At 69.6% G+C, this 14830-nt stretch carries 14 protein-coding genes and 1 pseudogene; 14 read left to right on the top strand and 1 reads right to left on the bottom strand.

Going from position 1 to position 14830, the window contains the following annotated elements; genetic code table 11:
• The first annotated feature begins 1 nt into the window (after position 1).
• The 10 genes from NAM01S_RS19685 to NAM01S_RS19640 all read left to right on the top strand — a co-directional run bounded on the left by NAM01S_RS19685 (position 2) and on the right by NAM01S_RS19640 (position 9753).
• Positions 2 to 1429: a vWA domain-containing protein gene (locus tag NAM01S_RS19685; protein ID WP_067787360.1), complete on the top strand. Its 1428-nt coding sequence runs from the start codon at positions 2 to 4 to the stop codon at positions 1427 to 1429.
• A 1-nt stretch (position 1430) separates the two neighbouring features.
• Positions 1431 to 1775 carry an MmcQ/YjbR family DNA-binding protein gene (locus NAM01S_RS19680; protein ID WP_067787359.1) on the top strand — a complete coding sequence of 115 codons (345 nt, stop codon included), beginning with the start codon at positions 1431 to 1433 and terminating at the stop codon, positions 1773 to 1775.
• A 57-nt stretch (positions 1776 to 1832) separates the two neighbouring features.
• Positions 1833 to 2711 (top strand): hypothetical protein, encoded by an 879-nt coding sequence (locus NAM01S_RS19675; RefSeq protein ID WP_067787357.1) that lies wholly within the window; start codon positions 1833 to 1835, stop codon positions 2709 to 2711.
• A 158-nt stretch (positions 2712 to 2869) separates the two neighbouring features.
• Positions 2870 to 4993, top strand: a complete 2124-nt coding sequence (locus NAM01S_RS19670) for an ATP-binding protein (protein WP_067787356.1) — start codon at positions 2870 to 2872, stop codon at positions 4991 to 4993.
• Between the two features lie 12 nt (positions 4994 to 5005).
• Positions 5006 to 5437, top strand: coding sequence for a hypothetical protein (locus tag NAM01S_RS19665; RefSeq protein WP_218018422.1), 432 nt, complete (start codon positions 5006 to 5008; stop codon positions 5435 to 5437).
• A gap of 155 nt (positions 5438 to 5592) precedes the next feature.
• Complete coding sequence (gene nadD / locus NAM01S_RS19660; protein WP_084483097.1) at positions 5593 to 6234, top strand: nicotinate-nucleotide adenylyltransferase; 642 nt, start codon at positions 5593 to 5595, stop codon at positions 6232 to 6234.
• A gap of 6 nt (positions 6235 to 6240) precedes the next feature.
• Positions 6241 to 6645, top strand: coding sequence for a ribosome silencing factor (rsfS, locus tag NAM01S_RS19655; protein ID WP_067787352.1), 405 nt, complete (start codon positions 6241 to 6243; stop codon positions 6643 to 6645).
• A complete protein-coding gene (locus NAM01S_RS19650) occupies positions 6642 to 7301 on the top strand; it encodes a histidine phosphatase family protein (protein ID WP_067787350.1) in 660 nt (219 codons plus the stop codon). The genes rsfS and NAM01S_RS19650 overlap by 4 nt, the downstream gene beginning before the upstream one ends.
• Before the next feature lie 856 nt (positions 7302 to 8157).
• A complete protein-coding gene (octT, locus tag NAM01S_RS37090) occupies positions 8158 to 8907 on the top strand; it encodes a diglucosylglycerate octanoyltransferase (protein WP_067787481.1) in 750 nt (249 codons plus the stop codon).
• Positions 8908 to 8910: 3 nt separating this feature from the next.
• Entirely contained in the window at positions 8911 to 9753 is an 843-nt protein-coding gene (locus NAM01S_RS19640) for a DegV family protein (RefSeq protein WP_067787349.1), read from the top strand.
• Positions 9754 to 9763: 10 nt separating this feature from the next.
• Here NAM01S_RS19640 and NAM01S_RS19635 read toward each other — a convergent pair.
• Positions 9764 to 9982 (bottom strand): annotated as a pseudogene (locus NAM01S_RS19635) (imine reductase family protein); the annotation flags it as partial.
• 214 nt (positions 9983 to 10196) lie between these two features.
• On the opposite strand from NAM01S_RS19635, the gene NAM01S_RS19630 reads away from it, so the two are divergent.
• From NAM01S_RS19630 to NAM01S_RS19615, 4 genes are all read left to right on the top strand, one after another.
• Positions 10197 to 11261 carry a ComEA family DNA-binding protein gene (locus NAM01S_RS19630; RefSeq protein WP_084483096.1) on the top strand — a complete coding sequence of 355 codons (1065 nt, stop codon included), beginning with the start codon at positions 10197 to 10199 and terminating at the stop codon, positions 11259 to 11261.
• Positions 11258 to 13960 (top strand): ComEC/Rec2 family competence protein, encoded by a 2703-nt coding sequence (locus NAM01S_RS19625; RefSeq protein WP_067787346.1) that lies wholly within the window; start codon positions 11258 to 11260, stop codon positions 13958 to 13960. Before NAM01S_RS19630 ends, NAM01S_RS19625 begins: the two co-directional genes overlap by 4 nt.
• 62 nt (positions 13961 to 14022) lie before the next feature.
• Positions 14023 to 14244 carry a hypothetical protein gene (locus tag NAM01S_RS19620; RefSeq protein WP_157107805.1) on the top strand — a complete coding sequence of 74 codons (222 nt, stop codon included), beginning with the start codon at positions 14023 to 14025 and terminating at the stop codon, positions 14242 to 14244.
• A gap of 17 nt (positions 14245 to 14261) precedes the next feature.
• The gene (locus NAM01S_RS19615) at positions 14262 to 14699 is read left to right on the top strand and encodes a PIN domain-containing protein (protein ID WP_307188692.1); all 438 of its coding nucleotides are present in this window, start codon (positions 14262 to 14264) and stop codon (positions 14697 to 14699) included.
• Positions 14700 to 14830 lie beyond the last annotated feature (131 nt).

Genomic DNA, 14830 nt, shown 5'->3' with positions numbered 1-14830 from the left:
CGTGGTCGCGGGATCGGGCCCGGCGGATTCGGTGTCGTTGGACGCCCCGCACGGGCTGCCCGGCCATCTCGTCGGTTTCGTCGAGGCGCTGCGGGCACGCGGCATCCCGGTCGGACCGTCGGAAACCGTGGACGCGGGCCGGGTGATGACGGTGCTGGATCTGCTGGATCGCGAGGTGCTGCGCGAGGGCTTGGCGTGCGCGCTGCTGCGCCGCACCACCCATCGCGCGACCTTCGACGGGCTGTTCGACCTGTGGTTCCCGGTCGCGGTGGGTCAGCGCGGCGTCGCCGCCGACGAGGTGGCGATCCCGCACACACCCGCGGGCGAGGTGGACATTCCGGCCCTGCGCGACATGCTCGCCGAGTTGCTGGCACTCGACGATCCACGCAGGCGGCTGGAGCAGTTGGCGGGGCAGCTGGTCGAACAACTCGGCCAGTATCAGTCCGCGCGCGGTCCCTCGTTCTCGGCCTACCAGGCGCTCAAAGAAGTTCAGCCGCAGACGTTGCTGGCCAAGATCCTGGCCGGTCTCGCCGTCGGGCCGGACACCAGCGCGTTCGACGCCGAGATCGCCCGGCGCGCGGCTCGTCAGCGCATCGACGGCTTCCGCGCCGCCGTCGAGGCCGAGACGCGCAGGCGGGTGGCCGAACGCATCGGCCGCGAGCGGGTCGCGAGCTACGGTGTCGCGCGGCAGGCCGAGGACGTGGACTTCCTGCGTGCCTCCGAACGCGAGCTCGCCGAATTGCGGCGCAGCAGCCAGCGTTTGGCCCGGATCCTTGCCTCGCGACTCGCGGTGCGGCGCAAGCACGCTCGCCGCGGCGAGATCGACCTGCGGCGCACGCTGCGCAAGTCCATGTCGACCGGCGGCGTGCCGATCGATCTGGTGAACCGCAAGCCGCATCCGGGGCGTCCGGAACTGGTCTTGCTGTGCGATGTCTCGGGTTCCGTGGCCGGTTTCAGCAACTTCACCCTGCTGCTGGTGAGCGCGTTGCGTGAACAGTTCTCGCGGGTGCGGATTTTCGCGTTCGTCGACAACACCGACGAGGTGACCCGGTTCTTCGATCCGAGCACGCAGCTCGACGAGGCGATGGCCAAGATCTTCACCGAGTCCGACGTCGTCGGCTTCGACGGGCATTCCGACTACGGCGGCGCGCTGACCGCGTTCGCGCGCGAGTTCCCCGACGCCGTCACCAGCCGCAGCTCGCTGCTGATCCTGGGTGATGCCCGCACGAATTACCGTGATCCGCAACTGGATACGCTGCGCGCACTGGTCGGTGTCGCCAAGCACGCGCACTGGCTCAACCCGGAACCGCGAACCCAATGGGGCTCAGGCGATTCCGCCGCCGACCGCTATCGCGAGGTGATCGACATGTACGAATGCCGTTCGGCCAGACAGCTGACCGACGTCGTCTCCCGACTCCTGCCGGTCTGAGATGGACGACGCACAGCTGCTGGCCTACTGCCTCGCCAAACCGGGCGCGTGGCAGGACGAACCGTGGGAGGGCGACGTCGTCGCGAAGGTCGGCGACAAGATCTTCGCGTTCCTCGGCGGTGGCGACGCGGTCGGCCTCAAATGCGGGCGAAATCGCGAGGAGGCCGACGAACTCGTGCGCATCTACCCGGACGACGTCACCGCCTCGGCATACATCGGCCGCTACGGATGGAACAGTATCCGCCTCGGCGGGGCGGTCCCGGCCGACGAACTGCGCGAGCTCGTCGACCAGTCCTACGACGCGATCGTCGGCAAGCTGCCGAAATCCAAGCGCCCCAAGCCATGACCGAGACGATCAGGATTCGTTAAGCGTTTCTTTGGCGGTTTCGCGAACGATCCCCGCATGGGGAACGAAGCGCCGGAAGGCGTCGGGTCGGGGTGTGCCGAGCAGAGCGGCGACGGGGGAGGGGACGAACGGGGCGAGGAAGCCGAGCGCCTGGCCGAGCTGGCCGCGGCCCGGCTGCTCGACGCGCCCGCTGAGGCGGAGGAGTACCTGCGCAATGCGCTGGCCCTCGGCGCGGGCGCGCTGCCGGTCGAGACGCTCGCGCGGTGGCATTCGCAGCTCGTCATGGTGCTCTCAGGCAGACCGGGGCGGGAGCTGGAGCTGGCGGAAACGGCGCTGCACGCCGCCGCGCGCTGGGGTGGTGTGTCCGACGCGGACGCGGTGCACCTGACCTTGGTCGCGGCGCGCGCACTGCACAGGGCGGGACGGCACGCCGAGGCCGTCGGGCTCTTCGAGCCGCCGCTCGCGGCGGGCGTCGCGCCCTATCCGGCGGCCGAAATGGCGGTGCTGCGTGGGCAATTCGGCAAATCGTTGCGTGTCGTCGGCAGGTATCGCGAAGCGGGCGAGCAGTTTCTCGAAGGGGCGCGACTGATACGCGCCGATCGCGCGCGTGTCGAACTTCAAGCCGAGCTGGTCTGGTCGGCCGCCTCCGCGTTGGACGCGGGCGGCGCGGAGGACCGGGCCCGGCTCGTGTACCTGCGGGCCGCCGAGCTCTGGGGCGACTTGGACCGGATCGGTCCTCGCTCGCGCTGTCTGCGTTCGGCGGCCTGGCTGCGGTATTGGACCGCCGACTCCGAGACCGAGCGGGCGGACGGGATCGCCGCGCTCGGTGCGGTGCTCGCCGAACTGGAGGCGCTGGCCGCACGCGAACCCTCGGCGCAGGTGAGCCTCGAACTCGAATACACCCGCAACCAGCTCGCGGACATGCGGGAGCGCTGACGGCGTTCTTCTGCGGATGCTCAGCCGTTTGGGTATGCCAAGAATTGACTGATTGTCCGAACTAAAGACATTCCCATTCGGCGCGCGAATAATGCTGAGCCGGAAAGTAATCCATCGATTACTCTTGCGCTACGACCGAGGTCGCCGGGGAGATTCGCATGGATGGGGAAAACAGTAGGGTCCACCGAGTCAGCGTCGGCGGGAGCGTTGCGGGGCAGGTTGTCGTCGGCGAACACAACGTCGTCATCAACGCGCACGGATCACAGGTCTTCGTCCGCGACGGCCCACCGCCCGCGGTGCGACGGCGGAGCAGGCCGGTCGGGTTGCCGATTCCGCCGCCGCGCGGCGACATGATCGGGCGGCTGCGCGAGCTGCACGGCGTGGCCACTTCGTTGGATCGGTCTGTGCCCGTGGAGATCTCGGGACCACCGGGCGTCGGCAAGACGACGCTGCTTCGCCGTTTCGCCGCCGACCGCGCCCGGGGCGGTCACCCCGTCGTCTATCTTTCGGCGGCCGGGCTCGCCGTCGAGGATCTGCTGCAATCTCTGTTCGAAGCCTGTTACGACGCGGTCGACTACCGGCCGGACCCCACCGCGCTGCGCCGGTTGATGGGATCGATCCGCGCGCTGATCGTCCTCGACGATTTCGAGGGCTCCGCCGCCGACCTGGACAGCGTGCTGGACGCGGTGCCCTCGGGGGATCTGATCGTCGCGACGACGACGAGAACCCTGTGGGGCCACGGCTATTCGCTGGAGTTGCAGGGCCTGCCGGAGCCGCAGGCGATGGCGCTGCTCGCGCGCACGCTCGGTCGTGGGCTCGGCCGCCACACGGAAGCGGCGAGACAGTTGTGCCGGGCGGCGCGCGGGCATCCGCTCGCCCTGGTGCGCGCCGCCGCGTGGGTCGGTGCCTCGGGCTCCGGTGAGTTCTTCGCCGATCCCGGCGTGCTCCAGCGGGCGATGGTCGCCGGCTTGGCCGGTCACGTGCGCGATGCGCTCCGGGCGCTGTGCGCGCTGGCCGGCGCCACGGTGACCCCCACCGTGCTCGGCGTGCTGATCCGCCGACCGGACGCGGCGGCGGCGTTGACCGCGCTCGAGCGCATCCACCTCGCCGAACCGTTCGCCTCCGGCTACCGGCTGACCGGCAATCCGACGGCGCTCACCGCCGAGTGGCAGGGTCCGCCGCCCGATCCGTCCGATTACCTTGTCCAGCTGCGCGATTGGGTGGTCGGGACGGCGACGCCCGCGGAGATACGCGAGGTCGACATCGTCGTCGTGCGGGTGCTCCGGGCCGGAATGGTGCGCGGACGGCACGACCCGGTGCGCGAACTGGCCAGGGCGGTCTCACCGGTCCTCGGCAGGTCCTTGCGGTGGGGATGCTGGAAAGAGGTGCTCGCGCTAGGCCTGCAGGCGGCGACCCACGTCGGGCACGCCGCCGATCTCGCGTACTTCACCAGGGAAACGCACGTTCGCGAGCAGGCGCTCGGCATGGCCGTCGGGATGACAGCCGGCGTGGGTGCGAGCGCGACGGTCGTCGCCACGAAGCAGGCGGGTTCGCACACGGTGCGGGAGGCGCTGCGTTCGACCGCGCTCGGTCATCCGGTCGCGACGGGCTCCGTGGTCGCGGCGCTCGCGCTCGCCGCGACGGTCACCGGAGTACGCCTCACCTCCGGCGACGCGCCGCCCGCGGTCGGGCAGGCGCCGATCACGACGGTGCTGCCCACGGCGACGACCGGTCTGATCCCGGTCACCACGACCTTGGCGCAGACCACCGGCCCGGCCCAGGTCCCGCCGCGGACGCCCGCACCGCCGCGTGCCGACCCAGGACCGGGATCCACCGACTGCTCTCCCCAGACCTACCTGGTCACCTTCGAAGCGGTGGTTGGCGGGGAACCCGTGACCCGGTCGGACGGGTTTCCCTGGTTGTCCTGCGACAACGAGGCGGCCGCCGCGCTCTCGGGCGACCCGGTCTTTCAGGCGACGCCCAACCCCTGTCCGCCCGTCGGAGTGGGCGGATGCGTGTACGACTTCACCTTCAGCCCGACCGAGCCCGGTGACTACGCCGCCAAGCTGGTCATTCCGTCCGACTCGGGTGGCTCGGCCATCACCTTCGAACTGCGCGGCGTCGCGGTGCTCCCACCGACCGGGACCACCTCGCCGACCGGCTCGTCCTCTTCCACCACCGCCCCGTCCTCGACGACGACCATTCCGCCATCGCCGACGGTGACCCTTCCGCCGCCGTCCAGCACCTCGGAACTCCCGATCCCATCCATCCCCCCGACCTGAGAGGACCGCACCGTGACCGAGACATCCGGAGCCAACTACCACCTGAACGTCGGCGGTGACGTGCCAGGCCAGATCGCCGTGGGACACCACAACACCGTCAGCCGGGTCGAGGCGGGCCGAGACTCCACCCAGAACGCCGGCGTCGACCTGACCGGTCTGCGCGCCGAGTTCGAGCGGCTGCGGGCGCAGCTGCCCACCGACGGTCCGCTGCGGGACCAGGCCGCGGAGCGGGTCGACGAACTGGAGGAGGCGGTGACGGCGGACGAGCCGGACCTGTCGACCATGGAATACGTGCGCAACTGGTTCGCGCGGCGGCTGCCCGAACTGGCGGGCGCGGTGACCGGCCTGATCGTTCATCCCGCCGTCGGCGCGCTGGTCGCCGCGGCGGGCGCGGGACTTGCCGGGGAGTTCGTGCGCCGGTTCGGTTCGGCGGACGGGGCCTGAGCAGCGCGGCGTCCTGCCGCATCCCACGGTGATCCACCCGGTCGCGAGCGGCGGCCTTCCGGCGCCGGGCGGGTCCGGTGCCGCTGTACCGGACGCCCGCCCGGGAGCCGGGCGTCCGGGCGGTGGCCGGCGGCCGAGCATTAAGCTCGGCACTCATGCAAGAGACAGGCCGGACCGGACGCAAGCTGGGGGTGATGGGCGGCACCTTCGACCCGATCCACCACGGGCACCTGGTCGCCGCCAGCGAAGTCGCCAACCGGTTCGACCTCGACGAAGTGATCTTCGTCCCCACCGGACAGCCGTGGCAGAAAGCACACAAGAAGGTCAGTCCGGCCGAGGACAGGTACCTGATGACCGTCATCGCGACGGCCTCCAACCCGCGGTTCTCGGTGAGCAGGGCCGACATCGACCGCGGCAAGGTCACCTACACCGTGGACACCCTGCGCGAGATGCGCGCGCAGTATCCGGACGCCGAGCTGTACTTCATCACGGGAGCGGACGCACTGGCCAACATCCTCTCGTGGCAGGATTGGGCGGAACTGTTCGAACTGGCGAAGTTCGTCGGGGTGAGCCGTCCGGGCTACGAGCTGAACGCCGATCATCTCCAGGAACATCTGCGTGATCTTCCGGCCGATGCGGTGACGATGATCGAGGTCCCGGCCCTGGCCATCTCGTCGAGTGAGTGCAGGCGACGCGCCGCCGAGAATCGGCCGGTGTGGTACCTCGTCCCCGACGGCGTGGTCCAGTACATATCGAAGCGGCACCTCTACGTGCCCGGAGCAGCGGAAGGTAGCTGAGAAGGCATGAGCGCATCTGTCGAGGCGGTCGAGATGGCGCAGGTCGCCGCGCGGGCGGCGGACGAGAAGCTGGCTGCCGATGTGGTCGTGCTCGACGTTTCCGAGCAACTGGTGATCACTGACTGCTTCGTGATCGCATCCGCGCCGAACGAACGCCAGGTCAACGCGATCGTCGACAACGTGGAGGAGCGGCTGCGGCAGGCCGGCCACAAGCCCGTCCGCAGGGAGGGCACCCGCGAGGGTCGCTGGGCGCTGCTGGACTACGTCGACGTCGTCGTGCACATCCAGCACAACGACGAGCGCAATTTCTATGCGCTGGAACGGCTGTGGAAGGACTGCCCGGTGGTTCCGGTGTCCGGTGTCGGTGATCCGCGCGCCGCCGAGGGTGACGAGGGGAACGGCGCCGAGTGAGCAAGTATGCCGGTGTGCGCACCTTGATCCTGTTGCGGCACGGGCAGACCGAATGGAATGCCTCGGATCGGATGCAGGGCCAGATCGACACCGATCTCACCGAACTCGGTCGCAGACAAGCCAAAGAGGCGGCGCGCGAGCTGGTCTCGCGCAACGCCATCGCGATCGTCTCCTCCGATCTCAAGCGCGCCTACGACACCGCGCTCGCCCTCGCCGAGCACACGTCGATGCCCGTCGTGCGCGATCCGCGCCTGCGGGAGACCCATCTCGGTGACTGGGAAGGGCTCACCCACCTCGAGGTCGACGCCGATTACCCAGGGGCACGGGTCGCCTGGCGGCTCGACGCCACCTATCGGCCGCCCAACGGCGAGAGCAAACTCGAGGTGGGCGCGCGCTCGCTTCCTGTGGTGCAGGAACTGTTCAGCGAGCGACAGGATTGGCCGGGCCGGACTATCATCCTGGTGGCGCACGGCGGGCTGATCGCCGCCCTGACGGCCGCGCTGCTCGACCTGCCGCCGCAGAACTGGCCGATCCTCGGAGGACTGGCCAATACCAGCTGGGTGCAACTGAGCAGCCACGGTCCAGGCATCGAACAGCCCGGGTGGCGCCTCGATGTGTGGAACGCAGCGGCAAAGGTAGCTCCCGATGTCCTCTGAAGAGCCGATCAGGTCGGTGCCGGACGAACTGTTCCAGCAGGTGACCGCCAAGCCGGAACGCCGGCTTCCGGACGCGCTGTTCGGCGGCCCCGCCGCCGAGCCCGCGCCGCCCGCGAAGAGCGCCGCGAAGGGTGATGAACCCCTGCGCACGGTGCCGGACGAGTTGTTCAAGCAGGTGACGGCCAAGCCGGAACGGCAGCTGCCGGACGCGTTGTTCGGTGGGCCGCCGCCGGAGAAGGATGTCGAGGCTGCGGCGGGTTCGGCCGACGGTGGTGAGCCGGGCGGGGACGCGGCGGAACCGGGCGGGGATGCGGCGGAACCGGGCGGCGAGGACGATGCGGAATCGGACCGGGAGACCGGTGCGGTGCGGAACAGCGCGTCGGGAACCGAAGTCGCCGACGGGGATTCGGGATCCGTAGCGGGTGCCGGTGTCGCGTCGGACGAAGTGCGGCGTGGCGTCGAGGACGATTCGGCGACGCCTGATCCCGCCGAGACCCCAACGGAAGTGGCTGCGGGTGAGAGCGTTCCGCGCGTCGAAGAGGACGACATCGCGACCTCGGCCTCCGCATCAGCCTCTGCTGCGGCATCGAATTCGGCGGATGCACAAGGGCGAGCTGCCGAGTCTGCGCTGACCGGTGAATCGGCGCCGGTGGATCCTGCGACGTCCGATGCCGCTGCGACGGTCGCGGTTTCAGCGCCGCAAGCTCCGGCGGCATCTGCTGCCGTGTCGGCTCCCGCTGCGTTATCCGAGCCAAACCCGTCGACGGCCTCCGTTTCGGCGCTGATCCCGTCCGCGGCACCGGTTTCGGATACCTCCGAGCTTGCCGCGGAGCTGGTGGGCGAAGGCGCGAGTGTGGTGACGGCCGGTGAGGTCGTTCCCGCGCCCGAGGAGGTCCCGGCCAAGCGTCCGGTGCTGTTGGTGATCGCCGACTCGCTGTCCTACTTCGGTCCGAAGGGCGGTCTGCCCGCCGACGATCCGCGAATCTGGCCGAATCTCGTCGGCGCCGAACTGGATTGGGATGTGGAGTTGGTCGGCCGGATCGGCTGGACCTGCCGCGACGCCTACTGGGCGCTGATCGGCGACCCGCGGGTGTGGGCGGCCGTGCCGAACGCGGGCGCGGTGGTCTTCGCCGTCGGCGGTATGGACACCCTGCCGTCGCCGCTGCCGACCGCGCTGCGCGAGCTGATCCGCTATGTGCGTCCGCCGGGTCTGCGCAGGCGCGTCCGTTCGGTGTACAACTGGCTGCAACCGAAGCTGTCCAAGCTGGGTCGCCCGGTCGCGCTGCCGCCGAAGGTGAGTGTCGACTACCTGGAGCAATCCCGCGAGGCGTTGGCGCAGCTGCGCCCGGATCTACCGTTCGTCGCGGTGCTGCCCTCGGTGCACAACTGCGAGGCCTACGGGCGGGTGCACTCCGGAAGGCCGCGCGCGGTGAAGGCGCTGCAGGCGTGGTCGGAGCGCAGCTCGGTGCCGCTGGTCGATCTCGGTGAAGCGGTGCGGGAGAACATCTTCTCCGGCGACGCCAATCCGGATGGGATCCACTGGGGTTGGGCCGGGCACACCGCCGTCGCCAACGCGATGGTCAAGACCTTGCAGGAGGTTCGGTAGTCCGTGGCCGTCGTGGTCGTCACCGATTCGTCCGCGAGCCTCCCTGCCGCACTCGTCGACGAGCTGGATATCGCCGTCGTCCCGTTGCACGTCCTGGTCGGCGACCGCGCCATCCGCGAGGGCGTGGAACCGATCGACATCGACTACGCCGCCGACACCGTCACCACGTCGGCCGCCTCGCCCGGCGAGCTGCGCGAGGTCTACGAGCGGGCGTTGGCGCGCAGCGGCGGGGACGGTGTTGTGGCCGTGCACCTTTCGCGTCAGCTGTCCGGTACCTGGGAGGCGGGCAGGCAGGCCGTGCGCGACATGGACGCCGCCGACCACGTTCGGCTCGTCGATTCCCTCGGCGCGGGTCTGGCCACCGGATTGCCGACCCTCGCGGCGGCGCGTAGGGCGCGGGCCGGTGCGCCGCTGGACATCGTCTACGACACGGCCGTCGCCACCGCCAGCCGGGCGCGCACCTTCTTCCTGGTCAACCGCACCGAGCAGCTGCGCCGCGGCGGACGGTTGAGCAGCGCGGCGGCGTTCTTCGGCAGCGAGTTGGTCACCAAACCGCTGTTGCAGATCGTCGAGGGTCGGCTCGAGTTGCGCGAGAAGGCGCGCACCCGTTCCAAGGCGTACGCGAAACTCGTCGCCGCGGCAGTGGACGCCGCGGGTGAAGACGGTGCGGCGGTGGCCGTGCAGCACCTGGAGGCAGCCGAGGCGGCCGAAACCCTGGCAGGCCAACTGCGCGAACTGATTCCGGGAATCCGGGAGCTCATCGTCGCGGAGTTCGGCCCGGTGCTCGGCGTGCACCTGGGTCTCGGCGCGGTCGGTGTGCTGGTGGTGCCCGGCGGGTGCGCGTGAACGCCGAGAGTCAGCCCCGCGGAACCGCCTTCCTGAAGACTTCGTAGACCGACAGGTAGCTGTGGCTGCCGTGACCCTCGGCGATGGCGCGTTCGGCGATCTCCTTCATCAGCCGCGGCAGCTCGGTGTCGACGCCCTGCTCTTCGCTGGTGCGCGCGATGTGCTCCAGACCGGTCAGGTTCATCGTCATGGTGCCGAAGGTGCCCGGATAGTCGGCGGCGTCCGAGGCTGACGCGGTTGTCCGGGGTGATCGAGTCCTGTGGGGTCATGGGCCGAACGTAAAGTCTCATATCGATGTGAAGGTCAACCCTGCGTGGTGGGTGACACATCGGCCGGAGCTCCGCGCCGGCGGGTTGTCCCCAGGGATGGGGTTATCAACAGGTCTAGCGAAATGCCTGGTCGCAGCGGGTTGTTCGGTCTGGCGGCTGCGTACGGTCGCGGGCATGGGACGACACGACGAACGCGAGCGGATACGACGGCAGCTCGGGGCGCTGACCGTCCGGGTAGGGGCGAGCCGCGGGGCTGGGTTCGGCTCCGGGGCGCCCGCTACCTCCGGTGGCAGTCTCCGGGAAGCTGCTCGTGGGGAGGTGCCTGCCTACGCGTCACCCGAGAACGAGACGGATCATCCCGCTGATGTAGCCGGAAAAGCCGCAGGTCGTTGGCATTTCGAGCGGCTGCCGTCGCCGAATCGTCGCGCCACGGAATCGGGCGAAGAGGTGGACGACGACGAGCCGGTCGGTCAGGTGCAGACCCCGCGCTGGTTGGACGAACCGCCGCGCGGTCCGGGCTGGTGGGAACGTCTTGTCCCGGAACGTTTTCACGGTGCGCGAATCAATCCAGGCCGCCGGGGAGTGCTCACTCTGGCGATGGTCGGTCTGGCGGCCGTGGTCGTCGCGACGGTGATGGTCTTTCGGGAGCGTCCGGTGGCGCACGCGGTACCGCCGTTGCCCGCAGTACGCACCAGCGCGACTCCGGTTGGTACGCATCCTGTTTCGGCGCAGACCGTTCCGGCCGCGACGGGAGCGTTGCCCGCACCCGAAGCCGCCGAGCTGGTCGTCAGCGTGGTCGGCTTGGTCCAGCGCGGCGGACTGGTTCGGTTGCCCGACGGTGCTCGGGTGGCTGACGCGCTCGCCGCGGCGGGTGGCGCCCGCGACGGCGCTGATCTGACCGGCATCAACCTGGCCCAGCGCGTTCAGGACGGCGACCAGATCCTCGTCGGCCCCACCGCCCCGGCTCCCGGAACGTCGTCCCAGTCCGGCAGCACCACGATCACCGCGACCGGCGGGGCCTCCTCCCGCCCCAGCGCCGGACCGACCGGCAAAGTCGATCTCAACAAGGCCACCGAAGCGGAGCTGGACGCCCTGCCCGGCATCGGACCCGTCACGGCGAGCGCGATCACCGCTTGGCGCAGGGCCAACGGCCGCTTCACCGACCTCGAACAGCTCGGCGAGGTCGACGGCATCGGCCCCGCCCGCTTGGCCCGCCTGCGCGATCTGGTGACGATATGACCTCGTCACTCGGTTCGCGGGCGCCGGAATCGGCCGAACGTTCGCGGATCGTGGACGCCCGTCTGCTGCCCGCCGCACTGTGCTGCTGGGGTGTGACGATCGTCGTGCTGGTCTCGGGCTGGTTGGTCGGTATCGCGGTGGCGCTCGGATCGGCCGTGGCAGCAGCCGGATTGGCGGCGATGTCGCGACAGGGTCGTTTCACGCGTGCCGAGGTGCATCGGGCAGTCGCGTCGACAGTGTTGGCGGCTGTCCTGCTCGGCGCGGGCTTCGCGTTGGCGGCGGCGTGGCGGGACTATCGCGTCGCGTCGCATCCGATGCGCGAGGCGTACGGCCTTTCGATGCGAATCGTCGTCACGCCGACCGATGATCCGAAACCGTTGCCGAGCAATGGCTTCGGTGGGGAGCGGCGCTGGGTCGTCAGGGCCGCGCTGCGGGAGTATCACCGCGCCGACGCGAGGGTGCATTCCGGCGGCCGGGTGGTCGTCTTTGCCTCGGGGCGGGAGTGGGGCGAACTGTTGCCCGGACAGCCGATCGAGTTCCGGGCGCAGCCGCAGCCGCCGAAGAACCGCGATCTGACGGTCGCCGCCCTGCATGCGCTCGGGCCACCGAAGCCCGTCGCAGCACCGCCGTGGTGGCAGCGAGCGGCCGCGTCGGTGCGTCACGACTTCGCGGACGCGGCCGCTGCCGTGCTGCCCGAGGACGCCGCAGGACTGATTCCGGCCTTGGTACTCGGAGATACCTCGGGCCTACCCGAACCGGTCCGCGAGGACTTCAAAACTGCTGGGCTCCAGCATCTTTGCGTGGTGAGCGGAGCGAATTTCACGATCCTTCTGACGGTCGTGTTGTTCGTCGTACGCACGCTCACGTTGGGTCCGCGTGCGGCGGCGACGGCCGCGACCGCGGCGCTGGTCATGTTCGTGGTGGTCGCCCGGCCGGATCCGAGTGTTCTCCGCGCGGCCGCGATGGGTGCGATCACGCTGCTCGCACTCGTCACCGGCCGGCGCAAACAGGCGCTGCCCGCACTGTGCGCGGCGGTGATCGGTTTGCTGTTGGTCTGGCCGGAACTCGCGGTGAACGCCGGATTCGCGCTGTCGGTGCTCGCGACGGCCGGGCTCATCCTGCTCGCGCCGAGCTGGGCCGACTGGCTGCGCGCCCGCGGCTGGTGGCGGCTGCCCGCCGAGGTGGTCGCCGTCTCGGCAGCCGCCTTCACGGTCACCGTGCCGATCATGGTCGCCCTGACCGGCCGGATCAGCGTCGTCGCGATCCTGGCGAATGTGCTTGTCGCACCGGTGATCGCGCCGCTCACCGTCGTCGGCGCGCTCGGTGCCGCCTGCGCCTCGGCGTGGCCGCCCGTCGCCGAACTGGTTCTGCGTTGCGCGGGCCCGCCGCTGTGGTGGTTGCTCACCGTCGCCGAGCGCACCGCCGCTCTACCGGGCGCGACGATCACCGTGCCCGGCGGATCGATCGGCGGCCTGACCGCGGCCGCGTTCGTCCTCGTCGCGGTGAGTGTGCTGCGCATCGCTCTGGTCCGCCGAGTCACGGCGGTCATCGTGTTGTCCTCGGCGGCCGTCCTGCTGCCAGTCCGGCTGTGGAACCCGGGCTGGCCACCGTCCGATTGGGTACTCGCGGCCTGCGACATCGGCCAAGGCGACGGGTTGGCCCTCTCCGTCGGCCACGGAACGGCCATCGTCATCGACGTCGGACCCGACCCCCGCACCATGCGCACCTGCCTGGACCGCCTCCGCATCCACCACATCGCCCTCCTCGCCCTCACCCACCCCCACGCCGACCACATCGGCGGCCTGACCGGCGCCATCCACGGCCGCACCGTCGCCGCGATCGCCATCGCCCCCGGCGAACTCGACCACGCCGCGACCCCCACCCATCCCGTACCCAAAGGCATTGAGCGCCAGTCCAGCCCGCGCGACAAGCCGATACCGGCGAACGTCTCCGAGCCTGAGACCGCGTACCCCCTGCCCGAGCGCATCGTGCCGAGACCGATTCCCATCAACCGTGATGTCCAGCCGCTCGTCATGCCGGGCGGTCGGTGCGACGAAGCGGCGCTGCGAGGTGACGAAGTCGGCGGTGGTGCCACCCGTCGTACCGAGGCGGCGCCGGGTGGCGGCGAAATCGGCTCCGGCCCTGCGACTCAGCGCCCGCCTGCTCCCGACGACCGAACACCCATTACCAGCGTCGCGCAGATCGCCGAGATCGCGGCACGGGCCGAAATCCCGATACTCGAACTGTCCGCCGGTCATGTAATGCAGTTCGGCCCAGTCGAACTGACGGTCCTCTCACCCTCCGCCACGCACCCCCGCCCAAGACAACCCGCCGACGAACCCAACGACCGCTCCCTCGTCCTCACCGCCACCACCCCCGCCGGTCGAATCCTCCTCACCGGCGACATCGAATCCCCAGCCCAACTCCGCCTACTCCGCAACCCAACCGCCTTGCGCGCCGACATCCTGAAGGTCCCCCACCACGGATCCCAAACCACCACAAAAGAATTCCTCACCGCCGTCCATCCCCGCCTGGCCATCATCAGCTCCGGCGCGAACAACACCTTCGGCCACCCCCACCCCAAAATCCTCACCACTCTCCACGCCCTCGGCACCACCATCGCCCGCACCGACCACCACGGCGACATCCTCATCACCGGCACCCCACCCCACCTGCACATCCTCACCCGCAATCCGTGAACGACCGAAGTTGATCACCCTAGAATCACGAGAGGAGTCGGCTATCAATGAGGGGCATGCCCATGGCAAACATGAAGGCGACCACCGTGCGAGCCCCGGAGGGGTTCTTGGAGGCGGCAAAGGACGAGCTCGGGTTCGCTACCAAACAGGAGATGCTGCTGGAGCTGGTCAAACTGGCACTGACGCAGCGGCGCCAGCGCATCTCGGTGGGACGCATCCTCGAGCTCGGCACGGACCTACCGAAGCTGTTGGACAAGGATTTTCGAGCGAGGGCGCGCGGCTGACGCTGCCTCTCGACCCGTTGAGCCCTGCTGTCGAAAAGAGATTTCTTTTGGACTGCAGCGCGTGGTCTCGAATGAAGGCAGGGCAACTCGACGAGCAGAAGGTGCTGAGTCGCTACGTGGACGACCGCTCGGTGCTCGTCACCACGACCGCTCAGATCCTGGAAATGCTGTTCACCGCGCGAAACCCGGCCAAGTGGGACGCGCTTCGCGCAGAGCTGGTACAGCACTCGCTGCTGCCACACACTCGGCGTACGCATGAGTTAGCTGTGGACATCCAGGGACGCCTGTGGCGCTGCGGTCGAAAGCGGTCGGTCGGCGTAATCGATGTAACCGTAGCCGCTGCGGCGGTGCAGTACGGGGCGATCGTGGTGCACTACGACTCCGACTTCGAACACATCGCTCATGTCGTCCCCGAGTTCGTGCACGAGTGGGTAGTGCCGCGGGGGAGTCTGTGAGAGCGGGCGGGGGTGTCGGTGGGGGGACGTAGGATCGGGCGCGTGAGCGAACGGAGTGAGCGAACCATGACTCAGCGCGCTTCGCGCACGCCAGAGCCGAGCGCTAGCGAGGCGCTGGCGTGAGCGAACGG

Source organism: Nocardia amikacinitolerans NBRC 108937 (assembly GCF_001612615.1).
GTDB classification, from domain to species: Bacteria; Actinomycetota; Actinomycetes; order Mycobacteriales; family Mycobacteriaceae; genus Nocardia; species Nocardia amikacinitolerans.
This window is presented reverse-complemented; position numbering and strand designations above follow the sequence as displayed.

Bases quoted from the DNA above. Each gene is read 5' to 3' on its own strand.
- NAM01S_RS19680 (WP_067787359.1), top strand. From the start codon at position 1,431: ATGGACGACGCACAGCTGCTGGCCTACTGCCTCGCCAAACCGGGCGCG.
- NAM01S_RS19675 (WP_067787357.1), top strand. From the start codon at position 1,833: ATGGGGAACGAAGCGCCGGAAGGCGTCGGGTCGGGGTGTGCCGAGCAG.
- NAM01S_RS19670 (WP_067787356.1), top strand. From the start codon at position 2,870: ATGGATGGGGAAAACAGTAGGGTCCACCGAGTCAGCGTCGGCGGGAGC.
- nadD (WP_084483097.1), top strand. From the start codon at position 5,593: ATGCAAGAGACAGGCCGGACCGGACGCAAGCTGGGGGTGATGGGCGGC.
- rsfS (WP_067787352.1), top strand. From the start codon at position 6,241: ATGAGCGCATCTGTCGAGGCGGTCGAGATGGCGCAGGTCGCCGCGCGG.
- NAM01S_RS19630 (WP_084483096.1), top strand. From the start codon at position 10,197: ATGGGACGACACGACGAACGCGAGCGGATACGACGGCAGCTCGGGGCG.
- NAM01S_RS19625 (WP_067787346.1), top strand. From the start codon at position 11,258: ATGACCTCGTCACTCGGTTCGCGGGCGCCGGAATCGGCCGAACGTTCG.
- NAM01S_RS19620 (WP_157107805.1), top strand. From the start codon at position 14,023: ATGGCAAACATGAAGGCGACCACCGTGCGAGCCCCGGAGGGGTTCTTG.